Genomic DNA, 21,272 nt, shown 5'->3' with positions numbered 1-21,272 from the left:
TAATCAAACATAACCAACAAAATCTCAACTACTATCAAATAATATCCCTACGATACTTCTTGCTAAATAATCTAAGACTTGCAACTTCGGTACGCACAAAATAGCATTGCAAAAATATTGACAAAAATAAGCGCGATAATAATCACATATGACGCAATCAGCGTTGATCTCATTAATAACCAATAATCATCGCGAACAAATCCAAAATCGCGAACAATATGCAAAAGCATGTACGCAAGCATTGCGCAAGGAAGCCCACAACAATGCGTAATAACAATACTCCAAGGCATTAAACCAATAGAATTTCTCTTATTACTATTGCTAATACTATTTGCCTTCAAATAAGCATTTTTTCGAAATTTTACTAAAAAACGCACGCAAGCAAATAAACTATAGAAAAACAATGATACTGAAGCAAACCAGCAAATAACAGCGATAATAACAACTACAAACATGCCATTATCCCCACGTTTCCTGAACAAGACTCCATGAGTTTGAAGATGTATGAGAAGTAGGTTTTGAATAAGATTTGCGAGTAGACTTACTACTTTTTTCTTCAACTTGCGTAGCATCAACAGAATTTTCAGAAGATAAGTCCTCTTCAACTCTAGAAACAATGCGGCCAACAGCAATAGCAAATACTGCTAAACCAGAAGCAAGCATACGACGCATATTATCTTGATTCTCATCGCACTCTTGAACAGATTGACCATCACAAATAATAGTCATATTTCTCAAACGCTCTTCTGAGTATCGATTAAGAAAAATAATAGCCGTAGTAACATTAACTAAATTAACGCCAGCATCAAGCAGCCTTTTAGCTACAGCCATAATCGCAATATCCTTAAAAGAATACAAACGACGAGAACCAGAACCGCTAGATGCATGAATTGAAGGCTCTATAATGCTTTTACGAGCCCAATAATCGAGTTGCCGGTAAGTAATACCGGCAACCTTCATAGCGACACTACCACGGTATCCTGAAGCGTGATCAGCAGACAGAGAAAAATTAAAAAGCTCCCCCTGTACTGCGTTAATCACATTATCGGACTGTGACTGCGTCATGTGCGAAAAATACCAGTCTGAATTTGCCAATCATAATTTCATCGCCATTATGCAGCACTGATTCATCAACACGTTCACGATTTACATACGTACCATTTAGACTTCCAGAATCTGAAATGCTAAACACGCCATTATGGCGCTTAAACACTGCATGAGCACGCGAAACAGTAGAATCATCTAACAAAATATCAGCATGCGAATCGCGCCCAACTGTTACTAAGTCTTCATCGAGAAGATAGCGAGAACCAGACACTGCTCCCCTAGTTGAAATCAACAACGCAGTACCAGGACGTAGTTTCGCTATAGTATCAAAATCATCCTGCTGCATAGGACGATCTGAAGTTGTATTCATTGGAATATGAATAGCTGGCATACCAATAATAGTGGTTTCGCCAGCTGTAGGAATCGGTTCAGTCATACTTGCTATTCTACCTTGTTACTCGACTGGTTTTGCATATTCGTACTGTTTTGGTTCGCGTGTCGAAGTAATTTCTACCTCATCAGGCACTGAAACCATTACAGAAGAACCAAATTTAATTTTTAAACGCGACCCAACACCGCCTGCAATATTAACAGCATTTTGCAAATTCTGAGGGTCACCAATTGCTTTCACAATATAAGGAGGATCAATCATAATATTGTCACATATAAGACCATGCTTAGTTTGTGAAATATAGCTTGAAGTAACTATTCTCACACCGTTAATAGACATAACTTCTACGCCAGCATTTCGCAATTCCTCTATTAGCTGAAACATCGTAGCGGCATCAATATTCTCTTTTTCACCTGCGGTAATGTGAACTACAATACCTTTACCTACTGCCGGCAGACGTCCAGAAATAAGACCATTTGTTTGAGCATTCTGCTGAGCAATGCGACGAGCTTCATCTTGTTTATCTACTGCTTCACGCAACGAATTAAGCTGACCTGTTAATTCACTTTTTCGGCTTTCCAAACTCTGAATTTGAGAATGAGTTTCTGTAATAAGACGTGTCAACTCCTCTTCACTCATTGTTTCATACAAAAGTGAGTTACTACGATTAACTTGAATCATGTACGCAAAACCTAATAAAGCGCAGAGCAACATCATTAAAAAGCCCGTAAATATACGCGCCCGCGTCACATGACCACTTAGTGAAGATTTTACTTTACGATGAACTGCTGGGAAAGATCCAGTTTGAGTTTCATCACTTTCACGATCATGCGCTTTTTGACGACGCATTTTATGAAGAATATCATCACCTTGTGGAGAATGAGAAAACATTGAAACCATATGCTAACTCCTGAAGATGAAACGACGAATTGCAGAAACGTTAGAGAAAATACGAATTCCTAAAACAACGATAACTGCAGTTTGTAATTGTGCACCTACACCAAGCTGATTTCCAAGTAAAACAAGCAACGTAGCTGCTATAACGTTTGAGAAGAATGAAATAACAAAAACTTTATCCGAAAAGTTTCTCTCAAAATATGCACGTGCGGCACCAAGCAACGCATCTAGTGCTGCAACGACCATAATAGGTAAATAAGGCTGAATGACAATAGGAATATCTGGATGAACAACAACTCCAATTAATACTCCCAAAATTAATCCAAAAATCGCTGCCATGCTTATCTCCTAATTCTCTCGTTGGCAAAACTGATATCGCCTGTGTTTGCTGCGCTGAGTCGTATAACTCTCGAAGGTGAAACCTGTGGATTAATGCCTGCATTAGCTAAAGATGCGTACCATTTCATGCGTTTCATATCATTACACTGTTTAATTAAATCATCAGAATCGCCAATAACTTCAATAACATATGGACTTTGAGTTTGATTAACTCCAATAAGAATAGTTTGGCCAGCAACACGAATAGAAGTTTGTGCTCCAAGTCTATGCCCATTAACAGAAATAGCTTCAGCGCCTGCTTTCCACAATAATGATACAAATTGTTGAATATCGCGATCTGTAACTAATCGCATTCTTGCGCCATTACTCTCGCGAGGCAAAGAACCGCTATTCACATCGCTCGAAGCAGAAATAGGATTAGCAATAGTTACAGTAATCCCAGAACCTTCTACAGCATGAGTGCCATTAACCATATCATCTGATTTACTAACTTCATCCTCTTCAGGCGTAGTAATTTTTTGCGACTCATGATCTACGTTATTTCTCAATAACGTTACTTCTTCTACAAGCTTATCGAAACGAGACGTATAACCTGACAACTCATTAGCTAATGAAGAACGTATTGCTTTTCTAGGATCAGTGTGTAACTTACGAACAAACTGGCTCCCAACAGTACCGATAGAAACACACAATAAAAATACTATAGCTCTAGTGAACCACAGATTAAACGGTTTAACAGGTTGTTTACTTAATCTTGCATCCATAAACATTGGATCAACCGGACGATTAGTTAAATCATCAATAAGACGCAAAGCATAATCGTCAATATAACGTCTACGATCATGATTGTGAGCAAAACCACTAGGAGACATTACAACATGATGCGTTGAAATACCAGTAAATGAGTGCGAGAATAATGCTCTACGCCTAGTTAACAACATTCCATCAGGAGCAGCAAAAGACATTGGCATAGTGCTTTTATGAGACGTATGTTTTACATCTAAATCTTTGATACTATCTTTTAAACTAACAAATTCATCTTGCTTAGTCATATGTGCGTACACGCCTTATTTAGTTTTTTCTTGACTTAGCAAGTAACAAATAAGCTTGCATATAGTAAAGCAAGCCAGCATACCAATATAGAGCAATACCCCACACTCCACATGCAAGTGCAGCAGCATAAAGCAGAAACATAGACTCAGTAGCTACAGCATAAACAATCATTAAAGAAACGATTGAAAGCATAAGAAGCGCCGTGCCAGCTTTACCTACGAAGTTAACAGGCAAAGGACCATAATCTCTTTGCGCAAGTACTATTACAAGTACAGCCATAATAGCATCACGCAATACTACTAATAAAAGTGCCCACCAAGGGATAATCATTGCAACAGCTAAAGCTAACGTACTGCAAAAAATCAATAGACGATCAGCTATAGGATCAAGGATTTGACCCAACTTACTAACTTGATTCAAAGTACGAGCAATATAACCATCAAGACAATCAGAAAACGCAGATATTGCTAAAACAATAAGAGCAAAAGTCATCTGATGCTGTGTAATAAGCCAAGCAATATAAGGAATTGAACATATGCGCAAAAAACTGATTAGATTAGGTATTGTCAAAACTCGATTCATTGCTTCAGGACTATATTCCTGATTAATAACGAACTTAGTCATAATATCTTCCTCATACGAAATCACTCAATTAATCAGCATATATTCGCATCAAAAAAACTCGCTTGTTGTGCAATACTTAATATGTTGGGGACATATTTCATGTCCCCAACATACATCTAATATTTATTCGTGCCAAGCAGCTTTTGCAGTATTACGAATAGCTTCAATCGCCTCTTTAGGACTTTCTGCTCCATAAACTGCAGAACCTGCAACAAGCACATCAGCACCAGCTTCAGCAACTATTGCTGCAGTTGAAGGGCTAACTCCTCCATCGACCTGAATATGAGTCTGCAATCCGCGACGAGTAATTTCGTCACGTAAACGGCGAACCTTATTCATTTGATTAGCTAAGAACTTCTGTCCACCGAAACCAGGCTCAACAGTCATAATAAGAACCATATCGAATTCATCAAGAATATCGAAAATAGGTTCAACTGGTTCCGCAGGGCGCACAGCAAAGCAAGCTTTACAACCCATATCGCGAAGCTGACGAGCTAATCTCACTGGAGCATGAGTAGCACCCATATGGAAACTCACAGAAGCAGCTCCAAGCTTAGCGTATTCTGGAGCCCAACGATCTGGATCCTCAATCATCAAATGTACGTCAACTGGAAGTTTAGTAACCTCACAAATTCGCTTAACAATTGGTTCACCCAAAGTCAAATTAGGTACAAAGTGATGATCCATTACATCGACATGAACAAGATCCGCATTAGATATTGCATCAAGGTCACGCTCAAGATTGCAAAAATCTGCGGAAAGAATGCTAGGTGCTATTTGTATATTCATGTGTACTATTCTAGAAAATGCAAGCGACTAGTTTTATAAAAACAAAATTTTTAAAATTGTTTTTTCAAATACTTGAAACTTATTTACTAGAAGTATTCTGAGACTCACGTTCTCTTTCATCTGAAGTTATATCTATAAGTCGTTCAACAAGAGAATCACGAGTACTAGCACTCTTTTGCAGCAAAGCAAAAACAATAGTTGCACAAATAAATACGATAATAGAAACCCAAACATTAATGCGAACACCTAAGAAGACATGTGAAAAATCAATTCGCAATGCCTCAATCCATACTCGTCCGATTGTGTACCACATAACATAAAGTGCGAATACGGAACCGGCTTTTAATTTCTTAGCTATAACTTTGCCAAAATAAATAAGCAATGCAGCACCGATGAAATTCCAAATCATCTCGTATAAAAATGTCGGATGGAATAATGTGCCTTCTGGGCACGTTAACCCATCATAACATCTTTCGCTATGACCTATTGCTTGAGTGGTATCATAATTTAACTTCAAACCCCATGGCAAGTTAGTAGGAGCTCCGTAAAGTTCTTGATTAAACCAATTCCCCAATCTTCCTATACCTTGAGCAATAAGCACTGCAGGAGCTGCACAATCAGCTAGTAATCCAATAGGATATTTACGATACTTGCATAGCACACAAGCAGCCAATGCGCCTAAGAATATGCCACCCCAAATTCCTAGACCACCATTCCAAATTCTAAAAATTTCTAAAAAATCACCATTAGAGCCAAAAAACTTTTCTGGAGTTGTAATAACGTGATACAAACGCGCGCCAATTATTCCAGCAGGAAGACTGACTAAAACAAGATCAAGTATCTGGTTAAAATCTCCTCCAAGACGCTTCCATCGACGCGTAGTAATCCACATTGCAACCAAAATACCGGCAAGAATACTAAGAGCGTAAAACTTTATGTTTACAAAGCCAAGAGAAAATTGCGAAATACTTGGCGACGGGATAAAACAGACTGTCATGGCGTCGATATTAGTCTAAGCCCACGATTGCGACAGATAAATTCAGAAATGAGCAAGTTGCAAAAGCACAAGCAGCACAGGACCGCACAGCAAAATAGAATCTACTCGGTCAAGAACACCACCATGACCTTTTAGCAAATGTCCCATGTCTTTAATACCAATATCTCTTTTAAGCATAGAGGCACACAAGTCACCGAATGTGCCAATAATTCCAGAAGAAATACCCATGACTAATGGCATCCACCAGAAATTGAACCAAGAAGAACCATAAAAACCTGCAATAATTGCATATGCTCCTATAATTGCAAAAAGCATTGAGCCTATTAAGCCTTCTACAGACTTCTTAGGAGAGATTCGCGGAGAAAGCTTATGTTTGCCCAACCATGCACCAGCAAATAATCCGCCAGTGTCACTTAATGCAGGTAAAAATACCAAAAGCATAGCGTGAGCAACTGCGTATTTTGTATTTGTAAGAGCTAATACAATGCAAGAAGCTAAAAGTGGAATGTACAACACCACGAATAGCGAAACAGACGTATTCGTAAATAAAGTATGTTCGTATGATGAGCGGTTAGAACCATCGAGCTTTTTTTCTACAGCTTGCATCGTTCTATCTGAAATAGTACTGCTAAGAGTCGCACAAATTACTGTAAGAAGCAAAGATGCAGTAATTCCACTAGCCATAGCAACAGCATGCCATTTTGCATAGTATGTTGCAAAAATAGTTACAAGCGAACATATTGATAACGTTACGAAAGGAATACGCAAACCGAGAGTTGCAAAATCAACATGTAATTCCCACAATGCCAGAACCATAAAAATGGCCATAAGCACTATAAAGACATCAATGCTAATAATTAAGCAAGAAACAATTGCTACAACTAGTATTGCGGCAGTAGCAATTGCTTGAGGCATATTCCTGCCCGTGCGACGATTAATATCACTTAAAGTTTCATGGGTGCCATGTGTAGCAGTATCTGCTTTGTCAAAAGACAATCCTACTTCTGATGCAGTTTTTTCAGCATTTGCTTTACTGACTTCATTGGCAAAATTATGCTGTTTTATTTGACTCATACGGCACCCATTCAGTTTGAAACTACAAAAATCTCAGACTTCCATAATTTCTTTTTGCTTACCTTCAAGCAAAACGTCTAAAGAATCAGTAACTTGCTTAGTTACTTTATCAAGCTCTTTTTGTAAACGATCGCCTTCATCTTCGCCAAGTTCACCATCTTTAACAGACTTGTCAATAGATTCCTTAGCTTTGCGACGAATATTGCGAACTGCAACTTTGCCTTCTTCTGCTTTATTCTTAGCAAGCTTGACGTATTCCTTGCGACGCTCTTCCGTGAGCTCTGGCATAGTAACACGAATAACATTGCCATCACGATTAGGGCTTACACCTAAATCAGAATCGCGAATAGCCTTTTCAACAGCATTCGCTTGAGAAGCGTCAAAAGGCGTAACTGAAAGAGTTCTAGGCTCTGGAACACCAATAGATGCAACAGCTTTAATTGGAGTTGGAGCACCATAATAATCAACCATAATTCCGTTTAGCAAAGCAGGATTAGCACGACCGGTGCGAATACCCATAAAATTCTCTTTAGTAGCTTCAACAGACTTATTCATCTGTTCACGGGCTTGATCAATTATTGCTGACATGTGTTCTCCTTTATAATATTTAAGCAAATGTTGGCTCTGCATTAGACACTAATGTGCCAATAGATTCTCCAACAAGAGCACTAGTTACGTTACCTTCGCCCTCAAGACCAAACACACGAATTTTTTGATTATTATCGCGAGCCATAGAAAGCGCAGACGCATCCATAACAGCTAAACCATCAACGATAGCGCGATTGTAGTTTAATGTTAGGAACTTACGAGCAGTAGAATCTTTACGAGGATCAGCACTATATACGCCATCCACACCATTCTTGCCCATAAGAACTTCATCGCAATGAATTTCCAATGAACGTTGAATAGAAACAGTATCAGTAGAAAAATATGGCATTCCGGCACCAGCACCAAAAATAACCACACGACCCTTTTCAAGGTGACGAATTGCTTTCAACGGAATATAAGGTTCTGCAACCTGACCCATTGTAATAGCAGTTTGTACGCGAGTTGCTTGCCCTGCTTGCTCAAGAAAATCCTGAAGAGCCAAGCAGTTCATTACAGTGCCCAACATACCCATATAATCGCCACGGCTACGATCAATACCTGCTTGCTGCAGTTCTGCTCCCCTAAAGAAGTTACCGCCGCCGACAACAATAGCAACCTGAACGCCTTGATTCACTGCAGCTACTATTTCGCCAGCAATCCTACGAATAACATTAGTATCAATACCAACAGCGCCACCACCGAATGCTTCTCCAGAAAGCTTTAATAAAACCCTACGGGACTTTCCTTCATCCGTTTGTGCAATAGCCATACAGATTCCTCCAGTCATAACGGCGAATGAGGTACATCTTTGTCAGTTTATCTATCAATAACGACACTCAAAACGCACGTTAAGCTGGAAAATGAATATAAAAAATGGGTTGCGCACAACTTGTGCACGCAACCCTATATACAAGAACAAAAATAAATTCTTATATAATTAGTGCTTATTCAGCAGCACCTTTGCCAACCTCAACGCGAGCAAAGGCAAGAGCGGTGCCGCCAACTTCCTTGAACAAGTCACCAACGCTCTTGGATGGATCCTTAACGTATGCCTGCTCGAGAAGTACAGTTTCCTTGAAGAAAGCGTTCATACGTCCTTCAACAATCTTTGGAACAATCTTCTCTGGCTTGCCTTCAGCCAAGGACTTCTCGGTTGCAACGCGACGCTCAGATTCCAAAACTTCTTCTGGAACATCTTCGCGGCGAAGCCACTGCGCACCCATAGCGGAAATCTGCAAAGCAGCTTCGTGAGCAACCTTTGCACCAGCCTCGTCAGTAGCAATCATGGAAACGATGCTTGGAGGCAATTCCACAGACTTCTTGTGAGCATAAATCTCAACGTGTGGACCGCTTACCTTAGCAACCTGACCAACCTTGACGTGCTCGCCAAACAAAGCTGCTGCTTCTTCAACAGATTCCTTAACAGTTGCGCCATCAGCTGGTGCTGCAAGTACTTCTTCAGCAGTAGAAGCATTAGCTTCAACAGCATGGTCAAGAACAGTGTTTGAGAATTCCACAAACTTTGGTGTCTTTGCCACAAAGTCAGTTTCGGAATTCAACTCAACTGCGTAACCAGTTTCGCCTTCAGCAGACTTAACAACCTTAGAAGCGATGGTACCTTCCTGAGCCTTACGACCTTCACGCTTACCAGCTGCCTGAATACCCTTAGCGCGGATGATTTCCTTAGCGCGGGCAACGTCGCCTTCAGCTTCAGTAAGAGCCTTTTTAACGTCCATCATGCCGGCGCCGGTTTCTTCACGCACCTGCTTAATCAACGCTGCAGTAATTGCTGCCATTTTGTTCTCCTCGTATCAATATGATTCTTAAAAGCTGCAAAAAGCAAAATCAATTGGATTTTGCAGCTTCTAGATAAGAATCTGGTTGCAAATTAGCTTATCAGGCATTTGCCTCAGTATTTTCTTCCTTGGCAGGCTTAGCTTCAGCTTCGCCTTCCTTGGTGAGCAATTCCTTCTCCCAAGCTGCCATTGGCTGAGCATCATTACCTTCAGACTTAGCGCCCTTACCGGCATGCTCAAGCAAGCCTTCAGCTACAGCATCAGCCATCAAGCTGGTCAATAACTCAATGCCACGAATAGCATCGTCGTTAGCAGGAATTGGATACTCAACAGACTCAGGATCAGTGTTGGTATCAACAATTGCCACAACTGGAATACCAAGCTTATGGGCTTCTTCAACAGCCAAAGCTTCCTTGTTAATATCAACAACGAACATGGCGGATGGGGTGCGGTTCATGTTGCGAATACCACCGAGCTGCTTGGAAAGCTTGTCCTTCTCGCGCTCGAGAAGCAAAAGTTCCTTCTTAGTCAAGCCGGATCCACGAACATCGCTGAAGTCCATTTCCTCAAGTTCCTTCAAGCGCTTTACGCGAGTAGAAACAGTCTGGAAATTGGTCAACATACCGCCAAGCCAACGCTCGCAAACATAAGGCATGTTTACGCGAGTTGCCTGATTCTGTACAGCTTCCTGAGCCTGCTTCTTAGTGCCCACGAAGAGAACAGTGCCGTTGTGAGCAACAGTCTGCTTGATGAAGTCATAAGCCTTGTCGATCATGTCGAGAGACTTGAACAAATTGATGATATGAATACCATTGCGCTGGGTAAGAATGAACTGCTTCATCTTTGGGTTCCAGCGACGAGTCTGATGACCGAAGTGCAAACCAGCCTTCAGCATTTCGCTCATGGTAATCTGTGCCATATCTATATACCTTTCTTGTCGGTTATTTCCTGGCCATGTCTGTTCGCATGCAACTTGGCTGACACATGCCTAAATCCAAGCCGACCGACACGAACGGACGCGTACATGGCGCGTATTTGCGAATCCGTGTAGACAATAAAAAGCGAGCAATCATATAACGCGGCAATACTCATGCTCAAAATGGACACGCAGAGAGTGATTATATCAGATACTCAATACCAAAAATCGGCATCCTTGTAGCAATAAAAGCAACAAAAATGCCGATAACTTTTAAAAAATTATTTACACATAACGCATAAAAACTAAAACTTAGCTACGCATATTATTGCGCAACTCACGCAACGCTTGACGGCGCACATCCTTTTCAAGCCTATCCAAATAAATATGACCATCTAAATGATCACACTCATGCTGAATCATTCTAGCCATAAGACCTTCACCTTCAAGCACTACAGTCTTACCATCTAAATCAATTCCACGAGCTCTAGCATAATTTGCACGCCTAGTTTTGTACCATAATCCCGGAACAGAAAGGCAACCCTCGTCGTCGTACTGTTCACCTTTTAGCTCTTCAATTACTGGATTTAGAATATAGCCAATTCGACCATTTATATTGTAAGAAAAAGCTCTAAAACTTACACCAATCTGATTAGCAGACAATCCAGCTCTACCTGGATCATTTACCGTTTCCAATAAATCATCAACTAAATGTTTCACAGCTGGCGTAATTTCACGAATCTCATCACAAGGAGTTCGCAATACGGGATCCGGAACAATACGAATTTTTCTAATAGACACTCGATTACTCTTTCTTTTATGTAAGTAGGAATAACGAAAAAACAACTACAAATATGTAAGCTTTTTACTCGACATGTTCATTATGATCACTATGCGATGTCGAAGAGGAATCTGATGAAGATTCTTCACCAAAACGCTTCAAATGATTCGCAGCTTGATCGATAGCTTGACGTACTCGAGGAGTTACAGCTTCCTGTGCTTGCTTAACAGTCTCCTGTGCTTGCTTAACAGTCTCAGTAGTTTTATCGAGAATCTTTACAGTTGCTGGCAAAGGACGAGTATTAGGCTTTGGAGCATACAATTGCGTTTCGATAATATCAGCATAGCGAGCAAGAATCTTCGGACGAACAATCTTCATACTTGGAGTCAAGGTTCCAGCATCTTGAGTAAATTCATCTTGCAAAATAACAAACTTACGAACAGACTCAGCGCGAGAAACAGTACTATTAGCTTGGTCAATAAATTGCTGAATTACTGAACGCACTGCTTCGTTAGTAGCAATCTCACTCATAGTAAGGTTAACATCCATACCCTTATTCTTTAGCCAAGAACGAACCATATCTGGATCAAGCTCAATTAAAGCAGAAACAAATGGCTTACCATCGCCCACTACTACAGCATGAGAAACTAATGGGCATTGAGCAATAATACCTTCCATAGGAGCAGGACTTATATTCTTGCCACCGGCAGTAATAATAATATCTTTTTTGCGACCAGTAATAGACAAGAATCCTTCATCATCTATTGAGCCAAGATCGCCTGAATGCAACCATCCATCTTCGTCAATAACTTCTGCAGTAAGCTCAGGCTTATTGAAATATCCCATAAATACGTTAGGACCTTTAATAAGCACTTCATCGTCGTCAGCAAGACGGATAGCTATACCAGGACCAGGTCGACCTACAGATCCAACTTGATTTGCATGCTCAAAATTAACTACACAAGGAGCGGCAGTTTCAGTCATTCCATACCCTTGAATAAAAGTAATACCATCAAGACCATTAAAGAAATGAGCCAAATCAGCATCCATTGGAGCTCCACCGCAAGCTAACCATGAAAGATTAGGACCTAAAGCTGAACGAATAGAAGAACCAACTGTTTTCATGTACATCGCATGATTCATGCGTGCAGCAAGAGAATGAGTTTTACCTTCAACATTGTCGCGAGACCATTGAATGAAATGCTTTACAGCTTTAGCAAAGATACGACCCTTTATGCCAGCACCAGCTTTTTGTGACGCAGCATTATAAACTTTTTCAAAAACTCTAGGCACGCCAAGTAAATACGTAGGCTTAAAACTACGCAAATCAGCCAAAAGATGCTTAGCATTAGGCACATATCCAATAACACCGTGAGCACCAATAGCAACATATTGAATGTACCGAGCAAAACAATGCGCCAATGGAAGGAATAAAAGCAAACGATTTGGTTTGCATAACATATCGTTAAGAACATCGTAACCAGCAAAAACAATATGCGTAAAATTACGATTTGAAAGCATTGCGCCTTTAGGTCTACCAGTCGAGCCAGAGGTGTAAACAATAGTAGCTAAATCATCTGCCTTAACAACATCAACAGCTTTATTAAGCTCATCCTCAGTAATAGATCTACCAAAATCAACAACTGCTTCCAAGCCACCAGCTTTGAAATTAAATACGGTTTTCAAAGTTATATGTTTATGATCCTGACGAACACGCTCTAAGCATTGAGCATGCGCATCGTCTCCAGCAAAAGCAATAACTGGCTTAACTTCATCGATAATGTCAGCTGCCTGCAATGCTGAATCTGTTTCATAAATAGGAACGCTTACAGCACCAATACATGCACAAGCAAAATCGACAATACCCCACTCATAACATGTAGCAGAGTAAATAACAACTTTGGAGCCATGCTGAACTCCGAGTGCTATTAAGCCTCGAGCTACTGCACGAACTTTCGCGAGCATTTCAGATGAAGTAACATCATGCCAACGACGAGTTTCATCGTCTTGCCATTGAGCAACCAAGTCTTGTGGGCTACGCATAGCACGATTGGCGAGTAAGGAATAAATGGTATCACCGTCTTGAGTTGGGTGAATGGCTTCTACAGCAAATTCTCGGAGCATATTATTTATTGTACTTGATAACAGAATCGACACGACTGCACGAAGTACAAAAAATAATACTTAATATTGTCATTTACAAACAAACACTGGGAAAAAACTTAGATTCTACAAGTCGTACAAGTTAGAATGTTTAATCTTACAAAAGTGAACCCCTTTATTGCTAAAATTGTTGAAAAATCAGCAAATCAAGCAATAAGGGGCTCATATTTATTTGAATATATGTACATAAGTCTTCAAACGCATTATCATAGATGTCTTATTTCAGCTACCTACTATAAGCGACGATTTTATCCTAGATCTGCATACGTGCAAATCCAACGATTATTTTTCAATTCCAAAGATAACGACGCCCAGTATTTCACAGGTCCTGCACAAATGCGCACAACACCTTCAAAATGATTCGGGCTGACTAACATTCCATTAAACAAACTCGGAACTGCAGGAAAACTACGCACAGCAGAGCGAGTTTCCGAATCGTTATTATCAGTGAAATACTCATCCATCAGTTTCCACATGTTAGTTAATTTAGTAATACAACTTTTTGTTAAAAGCTGCGACATTGCTGGAGAAATAGGCCTACCTCTCGAAATATCTGCAGCTATGCAAGCAATTTGACAAGTTTTTAAAGCTAAATTAACAAAAGCCTGCTCATCTCTACTGTCGAAATAACACATTCCAACATGGTATTTCAAGCATTCACGCGAAAAACCAACACTAACTTCACCCTCATATACAGGCAAGCTAATACGAGGTCTACAGAAAACATGTGGAGGATCCTCGTCATTGTTTTTCTTAGTCTTTGAGGACTTATCTTTCAGCTCATCATCACTGTAATCGTTATCTTCCATGCCATAGGCATCAGCAAAATCTATCTTCATGTTTCTCTCCTGTTTTAACAATTATTTAAAACTGTTGTTATTTAAAACTTGTTAAGCTTATATTTCTACAAACTAAACGAGTTTAGATAAAAGCTTACAACGTAATTTTTCTCTAACTGCGTAATTAATAAAAATGTGGATAAATTACAAAATATTCGTCGTTTTTATTGAAAATAAACGATTTTATGCGTGTTGAATTATACACATTACGGTTTAAAAGAATAGCAAATATAGCTAAAAAATCATATTTATGCATAAATCAATAGAATGTTCATATAGATATAACAATTTTGAAAACAAAAATGGCGGCTCAGAGCAAATTACTGAACCGCCATATTTTATGCAATAAGCATCATACTTATAACACTAACGAATATCCTGATGGAATGGGTTAAATACTACGTTGCAACGCTGGAAGCTCTTAACATCAACATAACCTGTAGAAGCCATTGTTCTGCGCAATGCACCAACAAAGTTTGTAGTACCATCTGCTTCATGACTTGGACCGAAAAGAATATTTTCTAACGGAGCCACAGTGCCAACATTTGAGCGCATGCCACGAGGAAGTGATGAATGGCGAGCCTCAGCACCCCAATGAGTGCCATGACCAGGAGCCTCAGTTGCGCGAGCTAATGGAGTACCAAGCATAACTGCGTCAGCTCCAACTGCAAGAGCCTTAATAAAGCTGCCGGAATTACCCATTCCTCCATCAGCAATAATTTGCACGTAACGACCGCCGGATTCATCCATATAATCCCTACGAGCTTCAGCAACATCCGCAATGGCAGTAGCCATAGGTGCTTGCACACCTAAAGTATTCATTGTTGCGGATACTGCTCCGCCGCCAAATCCGACTAAAATACCTGCAGCTCCAGTTCTCATCAAATGAAGAGCAGAAGTATAATCCGCGCAACCTCCAACAATAACAGGGACATCGAGATCGTAAATAAACTTCTTTAAATCAAGAGGTTCATGATCTTTAGAAACATGTTCCGCAGATACTGCTGTTCCGCGAATCACAAATAAATCAACACCAGCTTCTAGCACAGTGTTATATAATTCTTGCGTGCGTTGTGGAGAAAGAGCTCCTGCTACTGTCACTCCAGCATCTCTGATTGTATGCAAACGCTTTGCAATCAATTCTGGTTTGATTGGCTCAGTATAAATCTCCTGAATGCGGCGGGTTGCAATATTTGACGGCATCTCAGCTATTTCTTTTAACAAAGGTTCTGGATTCTCATATCGAGTCCATAAACCTTCTAGATCAAGAACTCCAAGACCACCCATTTGACCAATTGCAATCGCAGTATCCGGGCTAGTAACAGAATCCATCGGAGCAGCAATAATTGGGATATCAAACGTGTAAGCATCTACTTGCCATGAAGTAGATACAGCTTGAGGATCACGCGAGCGGCGCGAAGGAACAATAGCAATATCGTCAAGCGAATATGCAACTCGGGCTTTTTTGCCCAAACCAATTTCAATTTCCTGAGACATACTTCTTAGGCTAGTGCCTTATGCTGACGAGTTACGACTCATAGTAAGACTCATAGTAATTCAAAAGCTATTTATCATTATTTTTACGCAAAGCACTGTATATAGCTTTTGCTTTATTCTCGCCAATTCCAGGTACTTTTTGCAAATCTTCTAATGAAGCATTTTTCAAAGATTTTATTGAACCAAAAGATGCAAGCAAACGCTTGCGATACACTGCTCCAATTCCAGGAATTGCATCAAAAGTAGAATGCAATGAACCTTTTCTTCGCAATTTACGATGATACGAAATAGCAAAACGATGAGACTCGTCTCTAGCACGCTGCAATAAATACAATCCTTCTGAGCTTCTCTTAAAAATGATTGGATAATCTTCGTCAGGAAGCCACACTTCTTCAAGCTTCTTAGCTAAACCACAAACAGTAATATCACTTACGCCAGCATCTCTCATAGCTCTTTTAGCAGCTTTTGCTTGTTCTTTTCCTCCATCGACAATAATTAATTGAGGTTTATAAGCAAAATGCCGCGCACTAGTCAATGAATTACCTGAAAAATGCTTATTAGAAATACTGTTAGCATCGCAAATATTAATATCAGATGAGTCAGATGTATCTGATGAATCTGATGCATTTAATATATCAAGCCTATCTTCTGCATAAACATCTTTATGCTTAAACCTTCGCAATAATGTTTCATAAACAGCACTTAAATCATCTATTTTACCATCACCATGTTCACCTCGAACCGCAAAATGACGGTACTCACTAGGACGAGCAACACCATCTTCAAAAACAACCATAGAAGCAACTTGATAACTGCCATCAACTGTATTTGAGATATCATAACATTCAATTCGCAAAGGAGATTTACTCATTCCAAGCGCTTTTGCTATTTCGTTCATAGCTTCTGTTCTCATATCTATGCTGTTAATACGGCTAGATTTTATTCGTTTCAATTCCTGACTAGCATTATCGTTTGCACGATCCATAAGAGCACGTTTTTCTCCGCGCTCTGCAACTCTAATACTTACTTGAGAACCACGAATATTGCTAAGCCACAATTCAAGCTCTTGCTTACGTTCATCAGAAATTTTAATTGGAACTATAATCTCACGAGGAACAGGCGAAATAGGAGCAAGTAAATCCTCACGACCTGTTCTCTCTTGACGTTCACGACGAGTTTTAGTAGCTTGCGCTCGCAATATTACATCAGTTGCAGTAGCTTGCTGCGTAGAGCTAACAGCGTCGCGAACTTTCTTAATGCTAATAGTATCTTCATGGTTTTGTGTGTAATTTTGCTCATATTCTGCGTATACGCGAGTTAATAAATCAGCTATAAGATCACTGTCACTGATATGCTCATTTCGTTCTACTGACCAATTTTTCTCTCCACGAATCATTCCAGCTCTGACAAAAAATACATGAATTGACGCTTCAAGCTCATCTCCGCAGAATCCAAAAACATCTGCTTCTACATCATTGTCAAACACAACTGCATTTTGTTGCAAAATAGTGTTCAAAATAGCAATTTCGTCACGCAATTTAGCTGCACGCTCAAATTCTAGCTCTTCACTTGCTTCTTTCATCTCATTCTTAATTTGTGAAATATAAGACTCTCCAACACTGCCTGTAAGTATGCCAACTACATGTTCTACCATCTTGCGATGTTCGCTAGGATCTATGTTTCCTATACAAGGAGCTGAACATTTACCAATCGAAGCAAATAAGCAAGGTCTACCAGTCCTATGAGCTTTGTTAAAAACAGAGGATGAGCATGTGCGAATAGGAAAAGTTTTAAGTAAAGAATCTAAACTATGACGAAGAGGCCACACTTTTGCATACGGACCAAAATATCTAGCATGCCGCGCACTACGATTTCTAGTAATCCATACTCTTGGAAAAGTTTCTTCTAGCGAAACTGCAACATAAGGATATGTTTTATCGTCACGAAAAACTACATTAAACCTAGGATTAAAAGCTTTAATCCAAGTATATTCAAGTGTAAGAGCCTCAAATTCAGTGCTTACAACAGTCCATTCCAAACTGCGAGCTGTAAGAACCATAGATTGAGTTCTAGGATGAAGTTGGTAAAGAGGTTGAAAATAATTCGCTAAACGATTGCGTAAATTTTTTGCTTTTCCAACGTAAATAACTCGCCCCTCGCCATCACGCCACTTGTATACTCCAGGTTGCGCTGGAATATCACGAGAAGCTGGACGGAATAAATCACGGGTATCACCAAGCAATGGAGCTCCTAATGCATTTACTCTTTCATCATCAAATGATGAATCTTTCGAAAACTGTTCATCTATTATTGCTTGCGTTTTACGCCATTTTTCACTATCTCTCATCCTATTTTCTTCTTGCAAATCATATGCTTTATAAGAATTTTTATTAAGATCATTATCTTTCATTTTCACCTCCTTTCCTAAACAAGATTTATGCAACTATTCATAAGATTTGTCGAGTAAATTTCTCAGTTCAGCAAATTACAGATCGGTAACTTTTTGAACGCTTAATGTAACATTTGCTTAAGGAATTTACCTGTCCAACTCTCGCCATTACGCACTACGCTCTCAGGACTACCTTCTGCAACTAAGGTTCCGCCTTTATCTCCTCCTTCTGGACCTAAATCAATAATCCAATCTGCAGATTTCACAACATCAAGATTATGTTCAATTACAATAACACTGTTGCCTTTATCTACAAGAGATTGCAAAACCGCTAGAAGTTTCCTAACATCTTCAAAATGTAATCCAGTAGTAGGTTCATCAAGAATATAAACTGTTTTACCAGTAGATCTTCTCTGCAGCTCTGTAGCAAGCTTTACTCGTTGAGACTCACCGCCAGAAAGCGTTGTTGCGCTTTGACCAAGACGAATATAGCCCAAGCCAACTTTTACTAAAGTATCTAAATATCGAGAAATAGAAGGATATGCTTTGAAAAATATTGCAGCTTCACAAATAGGCATATTAAGAACATCTGCAACAGACTTTCCGTTATATGTAACTTCCAAAGTTTCACGGTTATAACGTTTACCATGACAAACTTCACACTCTACGTATACGTCAGGCAAAAAGTTCATTTCTATTTTTAAAGTACCGTCGCCATGGCATGCTTCACATCTGCCTCCTTTAACATTAAACGAGAAGCGACCAGGACCATAGCCACGAACTTTTGCTTCTGGAGTCTGAGCAAACAATGAACGTATTTTATCCCAAACACCAGTGTAAGTTGCTGGATTAGAACGAGGAGTTCTTCCTATAGGATTCTGATCGACATGCACTACTTTGTCACAAAGCTCAATACCATCAATACGTTTGTGCTTTCCTGGAACAATTCGAGCACCATTTAGTTTGTCTGCAAGAACAGGATACAAAATTGAGTTTATAAGTGTTGATTTACCAGATCCAGATACACCCGTTATGCATGTGAATACTCCCAAAGGTATGCTTACATCAATATTTTTTAAATTATGCTCATGGGCATTAATTATATGGAGCATACGATTTTCGTCTACACTACGACGTTGTTTTGGCACATCTATTGAGCGTCTGTGAGCAATATAATCTCCAGTAATTGAACGCTGAGCTTTAATAATTCCATCAGACGGACCTGAATATACTACTTCTCCTCCATGCTCGCCAGCTTCTGGACCAATATCAACAAGCCAATCGGACTGACGAATAGTATCTTCATCATGCTCGACAACAATAAGCGTATTACCAAGATTTCGCAGATGATGCAATGTTGCAATCAAACGCTCATTATCTCTTTGATGCAATCCAATAGACGGCTCATCAAGCACGTACATAACACCAACTAAACCTGATCCAATTTGAGTAGCTAAACGAATACGTTGAGCCTCTCCACCAGATAAAGTTTTTGCAGCTCTTGAAAGAGTGAGATAGCTTAAACCCACATCGTTCAAAAAACCAAGTCGAGCACGAATCTCTTTTAATATTTCTGTTGCAATTACTGCTTGAGAACCATCCAAATGCAAAGCATTTACCCATGCTAGACTTCGCTCTACTGGCATATCGCAAACTTCAGCTATGGAAGTATTAGATACTGTAACTGCAAGAACTTCTGGACATAAACGCTTTCCATTACATTTTTGGCATGGAACTTCACGCATATACGACTCATAATATTGACGCATTTGATCAGAATCAGTTTCGTCATGTTTGCGCATAAGCGTACGAACTACACCTTCAAAGCCAGTAGAATATTCACGCTGACGCCCCCACCTATTTGTGTAGGAAACTTGAACTGTGAAATCATGACCATACATGATGTCATGTTTAACGTCTTCCGCTAGATCCTTCCACGGAGTATTCATATCAAAATGCAAATCTTTAGCAAGTCCTGAAAGTATGTGCTGATAATACATTCCAGCTGACTTATTCATTGCCCACGGCTCAATAGCTCCCTGCGCAAGAGATTTGTCTGGGTCTGGGATAACAAGTTCAGGATCAATTTCGAGATTGTATCCAATGCCAGAACATTCAGAGCAAGCACCATAAGGAGCATTGAATGAAAATGTTCTAGGCTCAATCTCATCAAGCTCTAATTGATGATTATTTGGGCATGCGCGATGCTCCGAAAATGATTTACGACGCGTTTGTGAGTCTTCTGGTTCGTCAACAAAATCAGCAATTACTACTCCCTTAGATAGTTTTAATGCTGTTTCAATCGAATCAGTTAATCGAACACGAATGCCATCTTTAATAACTAAACGATCTACTACTACTTCAATTGTATGTTTCTTCTGTTTAGTAAGAGTAATATCTTCAGAAAGCTCATGCATTTGTCCGTCAATAATCGCACGAGCATAACCATCTGAGCGCAAAAGCTCAAGCGTGTCTTTAAATTCTCCTTTACGACCACGAACTACTGGAGCAAGAATTTGTAACCTCGTACGTTCTGGCATAGCAAGCAACGAATCAGTCATTTGCTGAGGAGTTTGAGAGCTTACTATTTGACCACATTCAGGACAGTGAGGCACACCAATCCTAGCAAACAATAATCGCAAATAATCATATATTTCTGTAATAGTTCCAACAGTAGAACGAGGATTACGATTCGTAGTTTTTTGATCAATAGAAACAGCAGGACTTAGGCCCTCAATAAAATCAACATCAGGCTTATCCATACGTCCTAAAAATTGGCGAGCATAAGCACTAAGCGACTCAACATAGCGTCGCTGACCTTCTGCAAAAAGCGTATCAAACGCAAGCGAGGACTTACCAGATCCAGAAAGACCAGTAAAAACAACCATACGATTCCTAGGAATCGATAAACTTACATTTTTTAGATTATGCTCTCTAGCACCCTGGATAGTTATTTTCCATTCAGAAGGAATACTAGATAAATCAGCTATAAAAGTACCGTTGTTAGCGCTCATAGGAGCATTATCAAGCAATTCTTGCAACGAGTCATTTTGTTCATTCGCCTGTTTTGACACAATTACCTCCACACTTCC

Annotated in this window: 19 protein-coding genes; all 19 read right to left on the bottom strand. The window is 39.7% G+C overall.

The window, feature by feature from the left end:
* Positions 1 to 459: 459 nt before the first annotated feature.
* Positions 460 to 1,065 carry a MerR family transcriptional regulator gene (locus tag HXT26_RS02585; RefSeq protein WP_064340297.1) on the bottom strand — a complete coding sequence of 202 codons (606 nt, stop codon included), beginning with the start codon at positions 1,063 to 1,065 and terminating at the stop codon, positions 460 to 462.
* Complete coding sequence (locus tag HXT26_RS02580; RefSeq protein ID WP_004106618.1) at positions 1,043 to 1,483, bottom strand: FHA domain-containing protein; 441 nt, start codon at positions 1,481 to 1,483, stop codon at positions 1,043 to 1,045. Before HXT26_RS02580 ends, HXT26_RS02585 begins: the two co-directional genes overlap by 23 nt.
* A gap of 18 nt (positions 1,484 to 1,501) precedes the next feature.
* Positions 1,502 to 2,338: a DUF881 domain-containing protein gene (locus tag HXT26_RS02575; RefSeq protein ID WP_422112074.1), complete on the bottom strand. Its 837-nt coding sequence runs from the start codon at positions 2,336 to 2,338 to the stop codon at positions 1,502 to 1,504.
* A 3-nt stretch (positions 2,339 to 2,341) separates the two neighbouring features.
* Positions 2,342 to 2,674 carry a small basic family protein gene (locus HXT26_RS02570; protein WP_004106615.1) on the bottom strand — a complete coding sequence of 111 codons (333 nt, stop codon included), beginning with the start codon at positions 2,672 to 2,674 and terminating at the stop codon, positions 2,342 to 2,344.
* Between the two features lie 2 nt (positions 2,675 to 2,676).
* Complete coding sequence (locus HXT26_RS02565) at positions 2,677 to 3,726, bottom strand: DUF881 domain-containing protein (protein WP_004106613.1); 1,050 nt, start codon at positions 3,724 to 3,726, stop codon at positions 2,677 to 2,679.
* 19 nt (positions 3,727 to 3,745) lie between these two features.
* Positions 3,746 to 4,351: a CDP-alcohol phosphatidyltransferase family protein gene (locus HXT26_RS02560; protein WP_004574267.1), complete on the bottom strand. Its 606-nt coding sequence runs from the start codon at positions 4,349 to 4,351 to the stop codon at positions 3,746 to 3,748.
* Between the two features lie 123 nt (positions 4,352 to 4,474).
* A complete protein-coding gene (gene rpe / locus HXT26_RS02555; RefSeq protein ID WP_004574269.1) occupies positions 4,475 to 5,140 on the bottom strand; it encodes a ribulose-phosphate 3-epimerase in 666 nt (221 codons plus the stop codon).
* Positions 5,141 to 5,219: 79 nt separating this feature from the next.
* The gene (gene lgt, locus HXT26_RS02550; protein WP_004106607.1) at positions 5,220 to 6,137 is read right to left on the bottom strand and encodes a prolipoprotein diacylglyceryl transferase; all 918 of its coding nucleotides are present in this window, start codon (positions 6,135 to 6,137) and stop codon (positions 5,220 to 5,222) included.
* 42 nt (positions 6,138 to 6,179) lie between these two features.
* Positions 6,180 to 7,211, bottom strand: coding sequence for a phosphatidate cytidylyltransferase (locus HXT26_RS02545; RefSeq protein ID WP_012914196.1), 1,032 nt, complete (start codon positions 7,209 to 7,211; stop codon positions 6,180 to 6,182).
* A gap of 33 nt (positions 7,212 to 7,244) precedes the next feature.
* Entirely contained in the window at positions 7,245 to 7,799 is a 555-nt protein-coding gene (gene frr, locus HXT26_RS02540) for a ribosome recycling factor (protein ID WP_004106603.1), read from the bottom strand.
* Positions 7,800 to 7,818: 19 nt separating this feature from the next.
* Positions 7,819 to 8,568, bottom strand: a complete 750-nt coding sequence (gene pyrH / locus HXT26_RS02535; RefSeq protein WP_004106602.1) for a UMP kinase — start codon at positions 8,566 to 8,568, stop codon at positions 7,819 to 7,821.
* A 175-nt stretch (positions 8,569 to 8,743) separates the two neighbouring features.
* Positions 8,744 to 9,595, bottom strand: a complete 852-nt coding sequence (gene tsf / locus HXT26_RS02530) for a translation elongation factor Ts (RefSeq protein ID WP_004106601.1) — start codon at positions 9,593 to 9,595, stop codon at positions 8,744 to 8,746.
* 100 nt (positions 9,596 to 9,695) lie between these two features.
* Complete coding sequence (gene rpsB, locus HXT26_RS02525) at positions 9,696 to 10,514, bottom strand: 30S ribosomal protein S2 (protein WP_004574276.1); 819 nt, start codon at positions 10,512 to 10,514, stop codon at positions 9,696 to 9,698.
* Between the two features lie 309 nt (positions 10,515 to 10,823).
* Positions 10,824 to 11,312 carry a peptide deformylase gene (locus HXT26_RS02520; RefSeq protein ID WP_004106598.1) on the bottom strand — a complete coding sequence of 163 codons (489 nt, stop codon included), beginning with the start codon at positions 11,310 to 11,312 and terminating at the stop codon, positions 10,824 to 10,826.
* Between the two features lie 64 nt (positions 11,313 to 11,376).
* Positions 11,377 to 13,416, bottom strand: a complete 2,040-nt coding sequence (locus HXT26_RS02515) for an AMP-dependent synthetase/ligase (protein ID WP_004106596.1) — start codon at positions 13,414 to 13,416, stop codon at positions 11,377 to 11,379.
* A gap of 287 nt (positions 13,417 to 13,703) precedes the next feature.
* Positions 13,704 to 14,294, bottom strand: coding sequence for a hypothetical protein (locus tag HXT26_RS02510; RefSeq protein WP_004106594.1), 591 nt, complete (start codon positions 14,292 to 14,294; stop codon positions 13,704 to 13,706).
* Between the two features lie 366 nt (positions 14,295 to 14,660).
* Positions 14,661 to 15,791, bottom strand: a complete 1,131-nt coding sequence (locus HXT26_RS02505; RefSeq protein ID WP_004106592.1) for a GuaB3 family IMP dehydrogenase-related protein — start codon at positions 15,789 to 15,791, stop codon at positions 14,661 to 14,663.
* Between the two features lie 67 nt (positions 15,792 to 15,858).
* Positions 15,859 to 18,201, bottom strand: coding sequence for an excinuclease ABC subunit UvrC (gene uvrC, locus HXT26_RS02500; protein ID WP_422112073.1), 2,343 nt, complete (start codon positions 18,199 to 18,201; stop codon positions 15,859 to 15,861).
* 101 nt (positions 18,202 to 18,302) lie between these two features.
* Positions 18,303 to 21,194 (bottom strand): excinuclease ABC subunit UvrA, encoded by a 2,892-nt coding sequence (uvrA, locus tag HXT26_RS02495; protein ID WP_422112091.1) that lies wholly within the window; start codon positions 21,192 to 21,194, stop codon positions 18,303 to 18,305.
* Positions 21,195 to 21,272 lie beyond the last annotated feature (78 nt).

Origin of the sequence: Gardnerella sp. DNF00497B (genome assembly GCF_049262725.1) — a bacterium.
Classification (GTDB): domain Bacteria; phylum Actinomycetota; class Actinomycetes; order Actinomycetales; family Bifidobacteriaceae; genus Bifidobacterium; species Bifidobacterium leopoldii.
The sequence above is the reverse complement of the archived record's forward strand: the minus strand, read 5'-3'. Positions and strand labels throughout refer to the sequence as shown.